Annotated in this window: 13 protein-coding genes; 3 read left to right on the top strand and 10 right to left on the bottom strand. The window is 70.0% G+C overall.

Features of this window, described 5'->3' with window-relative positions; translation table 11 throughout:
• Positions 1 to 125: 125 nt before the first annotated feature.
• The 10 genes from ACQP1V_RS42810 to ACQP1V_RS42855 form a co-directional block, all read right to left on the bottom strand.
• The gene (locus ACQP1V_RS42810) at positions 126 to 1,280 is read right to left on the bottom strand and encodes a DegT/DnrJ/EryC1/StrS family aminotransferase (protein ID WP_433426391.1); all 1,155 of its coding nucleotides are present in this window, start codon (positions 1,278 to 1,280) and stop codon (positions 126 to 128) included.
• Complete coding sequence (locus tag ACQP1V_RS42815; protein WP_433426393.1) at positions 1,277 to 2,344, bottom strand: NAD-dependent epimerase/dehydratase family protein; 1,068 nt, start codon at positions 2,342 to 2,344, stop codon at positions 1,277 to 1,279. The genes ACQP1V_RS42810 and ACQP1V_RS42815 overlap by 4 nt, the downstream gene beginning before the upstream one ends.
• A 46-nt stretch (positions 2,345 to 2,390) precedes the next feature.
• Positions 2,391 to 3,704 carry a hypothetical protein gene (locus tag ACQP1V_RS42820; protein WP_433426396.1) on the bottom strand — a complete coding sequence of 438 codons (1,314 nt, stop codon included), beginning with the start codon at positions 3,702 to 3,704 and terminating at the stop codon, positions 2,391 to 2,393.
• Positions 3,705 to 3,716: 12 nt separating this feature from the next.
• On the bottom strand, positions 3,717 to 4,442 hold the full coding sequence (locus tag ACQP1V_RS42825) for a hypothetical protein (RefSeq protein ID WP_433426398.1): 726 nt from the start codon (positions 4,440 to 4,442) through the stop codon (positions 3,717 to 3,719).
• Positions 4,439 to 5,497, bottom strand: coding sequence for an NAD-dependent epimerase/dehydratase family protein (locus tag ACQP1V_RS42830; protein ID WP_433426401.1), 1,059 nt, complete (start codon positions 5,495 to 5,497; stop codon positions 4,439 to 4,441). Before ACQP1V_RS42830 ends, ACQP1V_RS42825 begins: the two co-directional genes overlap by 4 nt.
• A gap of 194 nt (positions 5,498 to 5,691) precedes the next feature.
• The gene (locus ACQP1V_RS42835) at positions 5,692 to 5,964 is read right to left on the bottom strand and encodes a hypothetical protein (RefSeq protein WP_433426403.1); all 273 of its coding nucleotides are present in this window, start codon (positions 5,962 to 5,964) and stop codon (positions 5,692 to 5,694) included.
• Positions 5,945 to 6,364, bottom strand: coding sequence for a hypothetical protein (locus tag ACQP1V_RS42840; protein ID WP_433426406.1), 420 nt, complete (start codon positions 6,362 to 6,364; stop codon positions 5,945 to 5,947). The genes ACQP1V_RS42835 and ACQP1V_RS42840 overlap by 20 nt, the downstream gene beginning before the upstream one ends.
• 47 nt (positions 6,365 to 6,411) lie before the next feature.
• A complete protein-coding gene (locus tag ACQP1V_RS42845) occupies positions 6,412 to 6,663 on the bottom strand; it encodes a hypothetical protein (RefSeq protein WP_433426408.1) in 252 nt (83 codons plus the stop codon).
• 110 nt (positions 6,664 to 6,773) lie between these two features.
• Complete coding sequence (locus ACQP1V_RS42850) at positions 6,774 to 8,006, bottom strand: helix-turn-helix domain-containing protein (protein ID WP_433426410.1); 1,233 nt, start codon at positions 8,004 to 8,006, stop codon at positions 6,774 to 6,776.
• Between the two features lie 165 nt (positions 8,007 to 8,171).
• On the bottom strand, positions 8,172 to 8,873 hold the full coding sequence (locus ACQP1V_RS42855) for a GntR family transcriptional regulator (RefSeq protein ID WP_433426413.1): 702 nt from the start codon (positions 8,871 to 8,873) through the stop codon (positions 8,172 to 8,174).
• A gap of 291 nt (positions 8,874 to 9,164) precedes the next feature.
• Here ACQP1V_RS42855 and ACQP1V_RS42860 point away from each other — a divergent pair, with 291 nt between their 5' ends.
• From ACQP1V_RS42860 to ACQP1V_RS42870, 3 genes are read left to right on the top strand one after another with little or no spacing between them, the layout of a single operon-like run.
• Positions 9,165 to 9,539 (top strand): WhiB family transcriptional regulator, encoded by a 375-nt coding sequence (locus ACQP1V_RS42860; protein ID WP_433426416.1) that lies wholly within the window; start codon positions 9,165 to 9,167, stop codon positions 9,537 to 9,539.
• Positions 9,536 to 11,266, top strand: coding sequence for a hypothetical protein (locus tag ACQP1V_RS42865; protein ID WP_433426419.1), 1,731 nt, complete (start codon positions 9,536 to 9,538; stop codon positions 11,264 to 11,266). The genes ACQP1V_RS42860 and ACQP1V_RS42865 overlap by 4 nt, the downstream gene beginning before the upstream one ends.
• Positions 11,259 to 11,687, top strand: coding sequence for a hypothetical protein (locus ACQP1V_RS42870; protein ID WP_433426421.1), 429 nt, complete (start codon positions 11,259 to 11,261; stop codon positions 11,685 to 11,687). The genes ACQP1V_RS42865 and ACQP1V_RS42870 overlap by 8 nt, the downstream gene beginning before the upstream one ends.
• Positions 11,688 to 11,785 lie beyond the last annotated feature (98 nt).

Genomic DNA, 11,785 nt, shown 5'->3' on the forward strand with positions numbered 1-11,785 from the left:
GTTAACCCGCCCACCCTAGTGGCCGCCACCCAAGGCTCGGGCCGATTCGTGAGCGTGGCGCGGGGTGCCTGACCAGCGCCTGCCTTCCAACTGGCTGAACAGGCTGGTTGTGATCCCGGCCACGCTCACACGTTCCACACGTCGTGCAGGGCGACGACCACACGGTCGACATCCTCGTGGGTCATCGCGGGGTAGCACGGCAGGGACAGTTGCCGGGCGGCAACGGTGTCGGTGACCGGCAGCGGGCCGGTAGCGAGGCCACGGTAGAGCTGCAGGTAGTGGACGGGCGTGAAGTGCCTGCTGGTCGCGATCCTGTACTCGCTGAGGAGCCGTTCGGCGACCTGGTCGCGGGTGAGCGGCGCGACATCCGGGTCGATGAAGATCGAGTACAGGAACCAGCCCGGCTGCACTCCGGCCAGGACGGTCGGGGTGGCCAGGCCGGGCAGTCCTGCCAAGGCCCTCGTGTAGGTGGCGGCGATCTCGGCGCGGCGCGCGGTGAACGCGGGCAGCTTCCGCCACTGTGCGAGGCCGACTGCCGCAGTGATGTCCGGCATGACGTACTTGAGGCCGGGCACGGTCACCTCGTAGTCGGCAGTGCTGCGGCTGCCGTGCCGCTGCCACACCGACGAGTTGATGCCATGCCGGCCCAGCAGGCGGGCAGTCTGGACCAGCTCGGCGCGGCCCACCAGCATGCCGCCTTCCCCGCTGGTTACGACCTTGTTCGCGTAGTAGCTGTGCGTGGCGAGGTCGCCGACGCTGCCCGCCCGCCTGCCGTCGCGGGTGGCGTGCAGTGCGTGGGCGGCGTCTTCGATCAGCAGCAGCCCGCGGGCGTCGGCCAGCTTGCGGAACGCCGCCAGATCGCATGGGTGACCGCCGTAGTGCATGACCACGATTGCCCGCGTCCGAGGCGTGATCGCAGCCTCGGCCGCGCCGGGGTCGACGTTGAAGGTGGCCGGGTCGACGTCCACGAACACCGGCCGGGCGCCGGTCTGCAGCAGCGCGTTCGGGGTCGCGCAGAACGTCAACGCCGGTGTGATCACCTCGTCGCCGTCCTGGAGGCCGGCGGCAAGGAACGCCAGGTGCAGCGCGGCGGTGCAGGACGACACCGCGAATGCGTCCTCCACACCGAGGTCGTCCCGCACGGCCTGCTCGAACGCGATCGCCTTCGGGCCGTGGGTCAGCCACCCCGAGTGGAGGGTGTCGGTGACCTCGGCGATCTCCTCGTCCCCGATGAGGGGCCGGTTCCACGGCAGAAGCGGCTGCTCCTCGGTGCGGATCACAGGGCGCTCCAATCGATGGCGGCGCACTCCTCGTACAGGCGGTCGCACTCCGGTGAGCCCAGCATGGCGATGCGCCCGGACCGGCGGGACGCGATCAGCCCCCGGTAGTTGTCGTACTCGTCCTGGTTCGGGTCGCCCAGCTCCTTGCCGGCCACGGCATCGGCGACCTCACGGACTCCGGTGGACAGGCCGGTCGGGCAGGACGCGTGCGGGAACGTGGCCGCGAGCTTCGCGAAGCTCACGCGGTAGTCGCGGGCGTCGGCCTCGTCACGCTCGGGGCCGCGTTCGATCCGCGACCCAGGCACATGCGCGTGCACGGTCTCGGCGATCTCGGCGATGGTGAAGTTCCGGACGTCGGCGCCGACGTTGAACACCCGCGGCTCCGGAGCCGGGGCGGACACGACGGCGGCCAGGACGGCGGCGACGTCGGTGACATGCACGAGCGGCCGCCGCTGGGAGCCGCCGTTGAGCGGGATGTGCCCGGTCCAGACGGCCTGCGCCGTCATCCTGTTGACCACGGAGTCCAGGCGTTGGCGCGGGGAGCGGCCGTGGACGGTGGCCAGCCGCAGCACGGTGACCGCCGCCCGCCCCGTCAGCATCGCGGTTGCCGTCCGCTCGGCCGCGACCTTCGTGCGGGCGTAGATGCCGAGCGGGTTCGGGGTGGCGTCCTCGTCCACGGTGCCTTCCCGCTGCCCGTAGACGCTGCAGGAGGAGAAGAGCACGTAGTGGGGCACGCTCTCCTCGATGGCGGCCTGGGCGGCGATGACCGGGGAGGCGTAGTTGAGCTCGACGGCCAGCCGCTCGTCGACGGCGCAGGCGGGCTCGCCGACCAGCCCGCCGAGGTGGACGACGGCGTCCGCGCCGGCGACCGCCTTCCGCAATGCGAGAGGGTCGCGCAGGTCGGCGTGGACGAACGCCGTGGCGCCGGGCAGGAGCCGGGCGGGGTCGTCGTCGCGCTGGTAGATCAGCCCGTCGACCACGGTGACGTGGTGGCCTTGCGCGGCCAGGTGACGGGTAGCGACGGCGCCGATGTATCCGGCGCCGCCGAGCAGGACGATATGCACAGGGTGTTCCCTTCCAGGTGGGCGCGGTGTGCGCAGTGATCGATGGTCAGCGCGGGGTGCGGGCGAAGCGGGCCCGCCCGAGCGCGGTCAGGTGCAGGTCGGTGAGGCGCGGAACGAAAGCAACGTTGAGCTGCTCGACGGGGTGGAGCAGGCCCCGCTCGCACACGTCGGCGGCCCACACCGCGACCCTGCCGGGGTGGGCCGGGTTCACGCCGATCTCGCCCTTGGGGAGCCGCGCGTTGAACGGGGCGGGTATCCCGTTCGCGACCCAGTAGGCGTAGACCTCCAGCGCTTTGGCCTGCTCGAACACATGGAAGTGCTGCGGGTAGCGGGGCAGGCGCCGCATCTGCTGGAAGATCAGGTGCCCGAGCAGGTGCGGTGCGACCCGGGCAAGGGCGTCGAAGCCGGCACCGCGGAACGTGACCTCGCCCGCGTCCTGGTGCGGAGCCAAGGCCAGGGCGGCGAACAAGTGCGACAGCCGCTCCCGGACGTACGCGGCCGCCCCGGCGGCGAGGCCGGGTTCGACCTGCCCGACCAGATCCACCAGCCGGTGATGATCGGGACCGAACAGGGCCAGGTCGAACAGGCGGCCCATGCTGGCCACGGCGGCGAACGCCAGGGCCTTGGTGAGGCGGGTGTTCATCTCCCCGGCCTGCGCGAGCGCCTTGGTTTCGGGGGTCATGGAGTAGAGCAGCAGGTACTCCGACAGCACCTCGAAGTACAGGTAGCCGAGGAACGGCAGGTTCGGGACGGTGACGGCGAGCTGGTCGATGAACTCCTCGCTAGGGGTGGCGACGCCGTGGGCATTGGCGAGGAGGACGTTGAGGCATCCGGCGGATGCGTGGACCTGCTCGACGGCGGCCGAGCGCAGCTCGGCGTCTTCGATCGGGGTGAGGACGCCCCGGTACGTGAGGTAGGTCCGCAGGTGGATGCCGCCGAGCCGTAGGTAGTCCAGCCCTTTTAGCGGGATCGGCGTCTGCGGGGTGATCTCGAATACCAGGGGCTGCGCGTCCGGTTTGGTCTCCAGGAGGTAGGCGCCGAGGTTGTGCGGCCGAAACCCGGCCGCCTCCACGGTGAGGGGGGCGCAGTACAGCGCCCCGACCAGGCACCCCGCGGACGCGCAGAGCTGCCCGGTGGTGCGGATCATGTCCAGCGCTCTGGTGGTGTGCATGAGGTAGATCGGTCGGCCGCTGGTCAGGGCCTGCAGCATGGCGTTGTCCCGCAGCAGCCACCCGTTCGGTGTCTGGGTTTCGAGGTAGCTGCGCCAGTCGGATTCGCTGGCGGCGAGCCCGGCCGGGGCGGGCCGGTCGGTAGGCGCGGCGAAGTCGGTGTGGGCGTAATCCCACTCGGGGGCGTGCATCCGGTGGTCCTTCTACTGCCGGGTGAGGGTCTGCAGGGCGTGGGTGAGCGCCTGGTGGTGGGTGGCGCCGTCGAGTCGTGCCTGCTCGCTGCGCGCCATGAGGTCGAACGCCACAGCGTGGGCCCAGTGCGGGACGGAAACCCGCAGGTAGGTGGGGTCGGGCCACCACCGCAGGGCGGGCAGCCGGTACCGGTCCAGGGCGTCGGCGGCTTTCAGCAGCTCGGCCAGCATCGGCGCGAGCCGGTAGGCGCTGCGGTCGCCGCTGGTGCGGGCGGTCGGGGGAACGTCGTGCAGGCGGACCGCCACGCACGCCCGCGCCACCTGCCCCACGGGCAGGGGAAGCCCGAAGAAGGCGGTGACGGCGTCTGCGTGGCGGGCCAGCCAGCGGGCGGCCCGCATGCCGTGCCCAGGGTCGGCGCGATCGTCCCGCCGCCGGCAGTCGTGCACCGCGGCGGCGACGCACAACGCCGCCCGGTCGTCCCCATCGAGGCGGTACTCCTCAGCAAGGAGCGACGCGAGCACGCAGACGCGGGCCTGGTGCCCGATGCCGTGGATTGAATCCGCCTGCCGCCGGCTGAGGAACCAGGCGGGGGCGGGGGTGAGCAGCAGCGGCTCGTACGGCAGCCCCGCAGCCCCGACCACGGGCCGGTTGGCGATGATCCAGGAGAGGGTGTCCTGGTCCATGACCTGGTGGTCAGGGAGACGCCGCTGCCCGGCCAGCTCCCTCAAGGGGGTCACGCGGCAACGACCGGGGTGTCGGCCAGCCACCGGGGAATCGCTTGAGGCGTCGCCTTCAGCCAGGCCACGTACCGGTCGATTCCATCGCTCACGGCGATGCGCGGCTCCCAGCCCAGCAGTTCGCGGCTCCGCGCGGTGGAGGCGTACCCGCCGAGCGGGTCGTCAGCGGGGCGGGGCGCGTCCACAAGCTGCGCGCCCGGGTAATGGGCGGCGATCTGCTCCGCAATCTGCCTGACCGAGGTCGGGATGCCGGTGCCGACATTGATCGTCTGTCCGGCGGCCCGGTCGGCGACGAGCGCGAGGACGGTCGCGCACGCGATGTCGTCCACGTGAACCATGTCCCGCACCTGGTAGCCGCCGCCGTTGAGCAGCAGCGGCAACCCGAGCTGGGCGCGCATCGACAGGCACGCCACCATCCACGAGTGCGAGCCGGGCTTGGGCACCTGCGGGTCCCCGTACACAGAGAAGTACCGAAGCACAACGTACTCCGCCCGGCTGCCGCCCAGCATGAGCCGCACCTGGTGCTCCCCCCATGCCTTGCAGTTGGCGTACACACTGATCGGAATCGTGGGCTGGTCCTCGCAGAACTCCACTACGCTGCCGGCGCCGTCGCCGTACACTGACGCCGACGACACGAACACCAGCCGCCGTACCGTGCGTGAGGTGCGAACCTCCTGCAGGATCGTCTGCGTGCCAGCGACGTTGGCGGCGAACGCAACCTCCGGCTGCCGGGTGCAGGCCGCGACGTCGGCGTAGGCGGCGGCATGGATCACGTAGTCCGCCCCGTCGACCAACGTACGGACGGTGGCGGCCTCGCGGACATCGCCAAGGACGATGTCCATGGTCTCGTCCAGGCCGAAGAGGCCGCGGACCGAATGCGGGTAGGCGTCCATACGGTCCAGCACCACAGGATGGGCGCCTATAGCAGTGAGGACATGCACGATGCGGCTGCCGACGAGACCTGCGCCTCCAGTGACCAGCACGCGGGCCCCAATGAGGCGGCTCACGTAGTCCGGAGGCAGGTGTTCGATCACGGGGTAGGGCAGGGACATCATTGTTCCTCCTCTTGTCGTGATTACGGATGGATGTCAGGAGGCGACCGCTGTTCTGCACGCGGTCATGCAGCCGCCGTGCTTGCCGAACAGCGGCCATTGAATTCCGTGGCCCGGAGAGACGTGCCGCCTTCCCCTCGCGCCAGCCCACCCCCCGAGCAGGGCAGGAGCCGGTCGTCTTCTCCGGGCCACGGGATCTAGGTCTGGCAGACCTCGTCCAGCCGCACGGGGGCGCGGCCGGACTGTGGGCGCAGGGGTGAGGTCTGCCAGAGATCGAAGACGGCAGTGGCCATGGCTTGCCGCAGCTCGTCGGGGGTGTCGGCGTCCACGATGACGCCGGTAGGCGCGTCACCTGCGTAGATCGCGCTGTACGTGCGCTGGTACGGCCGCCACATGATCAGCCACAGGCGGGTCTGCCGCTGCAGGGCCTCGACCTGCGCTCGCGCATCGTCACAGGGTGTGGGGCTCATGCTGGCTGTCCTCCTCCCGGGCGAGCAGGAGCCCGAACAGGGTGATACGGCCGCTGCTGAGGAGGTCTGCGAGAGGGACGCTACGGAGCTGCTCGTGGGCGAGGGCGAGCCGTTTGGCGGCTCTTTTCGGGATTCTCGCGTAGGTCATGAGGGTGCGGCTTCGGGAGCCGTCGAGGTCGGGGACGTTCCACCAGATGACTGCCCCGTCTGTGTGGGCGAGCAGGCCGGCGCATATGGAGACGACCGCACGGCCAGACTGGCGGACGTAGGCGTGGGCGGGGATGTTGTGCTTGGCGAGAGCGTCGCAGAGTTCGGTGGCGATGCGCTCGGCAGGGCTCTGCGGCCGAGTGCGTGCGTCTTCGGGCGCGACTGGCACCGTGGCGGTGGTGCTGTCCTTCACGGCTGGGCCTCCTGGCCGCAGCGACGGCTTCTACGTGGGATGAGCGCCTATGGTGGCGCTGGCGTTGTCCCGCGCTCGGCCGCTTCGCGGCGTGCTGTCTCCAGGTGCTGGCGTAGGTCATTGATGTCGGAGGCGCGGAGCACGAGGTCGTGCATGGTGTGGTGCTGCGCTACCCATTCGCCGTGACGCCCGTTCTCGTTCACGTCACGCCAGATGCGCCACTCGGGGTACTCGCCCTGAAGAATTTCAGCGGGGCTGGGCCAGATCCCGAGGTCGTGCAGTGGGGTTTCCGCGTGCATTTCCGCACCTCCGACTGAGGTTGACGGTATGCCGTGGTGATGTTGGGCAACAGAAACGCGGCGCAGCCGTTTGGCTGCGCCGCGTTTGTAAGGGATACGTTCCGTATCCCTTAGTCCTCGACGTCGAGGAAATCGACGAGGTTCCGCTGTTCGTTGGACAGCGTCCGGGTTCGGCTTTCCACGATTTCGCTGGTCACGTCGCGTGCGGCCTGCTGATATCGGAGCCATTCCGGGGCTGTGTGCCGTAGCCCCGCCATGACATCAGTTGCCTTGTCGGCGTCGCCCATCCTGATAAGGGCCCGCGCCTCGTCCAGTCGTGCCCGGTTCCGGGTGGAGGAGTTCGTCCGACCGACGCCACGGGGCAGGTTCGCCATCGCTTCGAGCGCCACATCTGGCCGTCCCTCGATCATGGCGTTCTCGGGTCGCTGCAAGGCGGCCGAGAGGGGCCCGAACGCGAACTGGCCGGCCAGCATGTGCTCTCGACCGACGCGTGTAGCTGCGGTTTCGGCAAGGGTCAGGTACTCGTTGGCCTCTTCGGGCCGGTTGTTCCGGACGGCTCCGGCGCTGGCGCGCATGAGCAGCTTCCCCCATGCCGCTACTTCGTCGGTGGTGGCGGTGGACATGCGCGGCTCGATGCGGTCGGCGGCCTGGGCGCACAGTTGCTCGACCTCCCAGAACCGGCCCTGCCTGAGCATCGCCCACGCCTGGCTGCTCATGGCGGCGGCGGCCAAGGGCATGTCGCCGATCACGAGCGCGTCCTGCTGGGCACGCTGGAGGCTGATCAGCGCGAGATCGTGCGCCCGGACCTGGATGAGGTACCGGCCGGCGAGCCCGAGAACGGCCGAACGTAGCCGGTACGCTTCCGCGCGGTCGTCGCCGTCGTCGTCGAACCGGAGGACGTGGTAGTGCGCGGACCGGACCAGCGCGGGCAGCAGGTGGGCCAGGTCGTCGTAGCGGTCGGCGTGGTACGCCCGTCCGAGCGCCACGGCGGCGTCGCGGAGCCGGGGGAGCGCGATGTCGTCGTAGTCGGCGGTCCCGAGGATGGGACTGCCGTCGAAGCCGATGGGTGGGGTGACGGCGGAGCGCATTTCCGCAAGGACGGTGTCGTCGCCGGTGTCTGTGGTGGGGCGGGGTGAACCGGGGGAGACAAACCACACGGTTTGGACGCCGAGAACTTGGGCGATCTGCCGGTAGGTTTCCATGCGGGCGGTTCCGCCCTGCTCGATTTTCTTAATCACCGCCAGGCTTAATCCGGCCTGTTCGGCGAGTTCTTCCTGTGTGAGCCCTCGGCGCTTGCGTAGCTCTCGTAGCCGCGCGCCGGGCTCCGTGCTAGCGTCAATCACGGCCCTGCACCTCCTGATCGCTGACATGTTCAGGCTACGGCGCAGGGCTAATTTTGTGCGAGGGGTTCCCTCGACTCAATGATGTTCCGCATTGAAGGGCCCGTTCACCCTGCACAGGGTGAACGGGCCCTTCAATGCGTGTTCGGCTATTCCTCGGTTCTGGAGTTACAGAGCCAGGCCGCGCCCGACAAGGCGGACTCGTTGTGGGTTGAGTGCGCGGTGCTGCATCTGGACGGGCCCCGTGTCGTCGCGGGTGATGCGAATGACGTCGAGGACAGGGCTGCCTCTGCTGATCTTCATGGTGCGCGCTTCGTCGGTGGTGGCAGGGCGGACGCTCATGCGGAGGTCTACCAGCGCGGCATGCGCGGGTACGTCGAAGGCGGCGGGGCCAGCGTCCTTGCGTTCCCGTGACACATAGGTGTGGTCGATGCAGACGACCTGCTGGGCGATGGTCCCGTGGGATTCCCAGGTCGCGATGGGTGTTCCTTCGTCAAGGCCGAGCTCTTGGGCGACGTCGGTGGTGGCGGTGTCGTGGCGGAAGCCGCCTGACACCGGTGTGAGGTGGCCGGTGGTGCCGGCTCGTCTGCAGGCGAGGGCCCATTCCTGGACTTCGTGCATGCGGGTGATCGCCATGGGCATCTCGATGACGACGGCCGGTCCTTGGACGATCATGCCTCGGTTGGCGACGCGCCAGATCAGGCCCTCGGCCTTGAGTTCCCTCATTGCTCGGGTGATGACGTGGGCGCCGACGCCGTAGGTCTCTTTCATGGCGTCGGTGTGGGGGAGTGGCTCGCCCGCGGGATAGGTGCCGTCGAGGATCTTGGTCCGGAGGTCGGTGAGGACCTCGGGAAACCGCACGACGGGCACGGGCGGGTCCTCCTTTGCGCTGCTGGTCGGGTGGTGTTGATCGTATTACGGACTGGATTGGGCTGATCAGTGCAATCGGGTTGACAAGTGGATCACGGGTGAGGCAGCATGAACAGTATCAAACCTGTTTACTCATAAACACGAGCATAGCAGGGCAGAGAAAAAGGGCTCCCCGCTCCACCGGGAAGCCCGCCACAACCACAAAAGCCGCGGGCCTCACCCGGAACTCCACTTCCAGGCGAGGCCCTGAGAACACCAGGTCTACCCCTCTGCGAAAAGGACCCAGACCCGATGTCCAGCCACATCGTGGCATCACCTCGCCGTGGTGTCACATCCGCCGCCGACCGTCAGCGCGACACCCGCCTCCGCGAGCTGGACGCGCTCCTCCTCACCGACGACGCCGTGTGCCGCCAGTCCGACGCCGACCCCGACGACTGGTTCCCCATCGTCGAGCGCGCGAACCCGGCCAAGTACAAGGCCGCGTACGAGGCCGCGAAGAAGCGCTGCAGCGGCTGCCCCTTCACCGGTCTCGTCGGCCCCTGCATCGAGCGGGCTCGGCTCCTGCCGTACGACCCGATCGGTGTCATCGCGGGCACCGACCCCAAGCTGCGCCGCAAGCTCTGCATCGGCGCGAACCTCCAGGACCGCAACGGGGTGGCGGCATGAGGTTCCTCGCCCCCAGCCCCGAGCGCGAGCGCGCCCGGCTTGAAGCGGAGCAGGTCCGCATCGAGCAGGAGCGACTCCGTGCCGAGGCGCGGCATGAGCGAGCGCTGCAGCAGGTCCAGCACCAGGCCGACGTCGCCCGGCAGAACGCGATCCTGGCCGAGGAGCGCAAGGCCCACGTCGCCGCCGAAGCACAAGCCGAGCGCGAGCGGACTCGCGCCCGCCACCGCGAGCAGCGCGAGCGGTGGACGGAGCGGACCCGGGCCGCGGGCCGGCTCGCGGTCATGTCCATCACGAACCTGGGCGTCAACCTCGTCGCGGTCACCGGGCAGGCCCTCGCGTTCGTTGCGCGCGGCTGGCCGACGCCGGCGGCCGCGGTGGCGGCCGGGATCATCGAGTCCGTCGCCGTGTACGTGTCCTGGCACGCGCACGTCGCTCTGCGGGAGGGCGACGCGGCCTGGCGTCTGCGGATGACCTCCTACGCGATCGGCGCGGCCGCCGGATACCTGAGCTACACGCACGTGCCGGACTACCCGGAGCTGTTCGCGGCGTGCTCGCTCGCGTCGCCGTGGCTGTGGTCGATGCACTCGCGGCACCTGCACCGCAAGGACCTCCGCGAGCAGCAGTTGATCGACCCGCGGGCGCCGAAGTTCTCCTTCCTGCGGTGGGTGCTGCACGGCAAGGAGACGTTCGCCGCGTTCCGGTGGGCGGTTGGTGAGGGTGTGCAGTCGCCGCAGACGTCGGTCGGGGTGGTGCGCGAGCGCCGCCAGGTCCTCATGACGCGGCAGTCCGTTCAGGACGCGCAGGCGGCGGTCGTCGCCGCGCAGCGCGCTCAACTGGAGCTGACGTTGACGCAGATGGCGGCCCTGTCGCAGGAGTTGTACGGCATGGACCCGGACGCCGCGGCGGAGATGGAGAAGATCGCGCGGTTCATCAAGCGTGTCGGCGGCGGGATGTTCCCGATGTACCGTCCGCAGCTCGCGGGCGCGCTCGAGGTGGCGGACGAGGTGGCGGACGAGAAGCGGACGGACGTCGCGGACGAAGCCTCAGCGGACGGCGGACGGACGGCGGACGGACTGCTTCGCCGGATCCTCCTTCGGCGCGGACGGTCCGCGTCCACGACGGCGGACGAGAAGCGGACGGACGGCGGACGGACCGCCACGCGGACGGCGGACGGCGGCCGGACGAACGTCGCGGACGAGAAGCGGACGGACGACGGACGGACGGCGGACGAGAGGCGCCCGTCCGGACGGACGAAGAGTGCGGACGGCGCGGCCCGTCCGCGCGGACGGGCCGCCGTGAAAGCGGCGGACGACGGACGGACGGATAAGCGGACGGTCCGCGCCCGGGTGAACGGACGGACGACGCGGACGAGCGGACGGGCCGCAGGTGAGGTCAGCGTGTCGCACCTGCTGCCACACGGACGGGCGGTCCGGACCGAGCACGAGGAGCGCAAGGAGAAGTTGACCCGCGACAGCCTCGCAGCGGCGTTGAAGGCGCGCGGCCTGACGATCTCCAACGAGCGCGCCGGGCAACTGCTCGCGCTGATCCGCGAGGACGCTTCGTCGGGCTCCGCGTCGGCGGACGAGAGCGGCTCGTCCGCGCGGACGAAGACGGGGACGGACGACGCGGACGGACGGACGGACCGCGCGGACGAGAAGCGGACGAACAGCGGGGACGGAGAGGCCGTACCCGCAGACGACATCACCGATGGAGGAACCGATGACTGACCGGACGATCGCCGAGCGCAGCACCTACCTGCCGCTCTGGAACCACGTGACGGACGAGTACCACAACGCCTGGCTGCGCTACCGGCCGGACGACCCGTACTTCGTCCGGATCGACATCGAGGACTGGGGCACCATCGAGGCCCCCCGCCTGCTGCTGCTCGAGGGCCAGTACCAGCCCGTGGTCTGCTCCGGCTGGATCGCGGGTGCCTGGTACACGCTGCGGGCCCGACCGGACGACGAGGCGATGTACGCGCTGTGGGAGGTGGAGCGCGGCGGGGAGCGGACGCTGTTCCGGTCGCCGTACGACATGGTGGCCCGGCTCCTGTCCGGCCAGTTCGAGCTGGTGCCGATGGGCGGGGAGGCCGCGCGGATCGACTGGGACGCCGTGGTCGCCAACCTGCTGCCTCGTGACCGACCGTAGCCGCGCTCAGGGCGCCCACCCGGCACAGCGGGCGGCCACCCAGCCGAAATGGGCCGTCCCACGCGCAGGCAGCGCGTAACGCGCACACGCGTAGCGCG

This window comes from Microtetraspora malaysiensis (assembly GCF_050947145.1).
Classification (GTDB): Bacteria; Actinomycetota; Actinomycetes; order Streptosporangiales; family Streptosporangiaceae; genus Microtetraspora_A; species Microtetraspora_A malaysiensis.

Coding starts and splice junctions, on each gene's coding strand:
- ACQP1V_RS42860 (WP_433426416.1), top strand. CDS start 9,165: ATGTCCAGCCACATCGTGGCATCACCTCGCCGTGGTGTCACATCCGCC.
- ACQP1V_RS42870 (WP_433426421.1), top strand. CDS start 11,259: ATGACTGACCGGACGATCGCCGAGCGCAGCACCTACCTGCCGCTCTGG.
- ACQP1V_RS42835 (WP_433426403.1), bottom strand. CDS start 5,964: ATGAGCCCCACACCCTGTGACGATGCGCGAGCGCAGGTCGAGGCCCTG.
- ACQP1V_RS42830 (WP_433426401.1), bottom strand. CDS start 5,497: ATGATGTCCCTGCCCTACCCCGTGATCGAACACCTGCCTCCGGACTAC.
- ACQP1V_RS42865 (WP_433426419.1), top strand. CDS start 9,536: ATGAGGTTCCTCGCCCCCAGCCCCGAGCGCGAGCGCGCCCGGCTTGAA.
- ACQP1V_RS42820 (WP_433426396.1), bottom strand. CDS start 3,704: ATGCACGCCCCCGAGTGGGATTACGCCCACACCGACTTCGCCGCGCCT.
- ACQP1V_RS42845 (WP_433426408.1), bottom strand. CDS start 6,663: ATGCACGCGGAAACCCCACTGCACGACCTCGGGATCTGGCCCAGCCCC.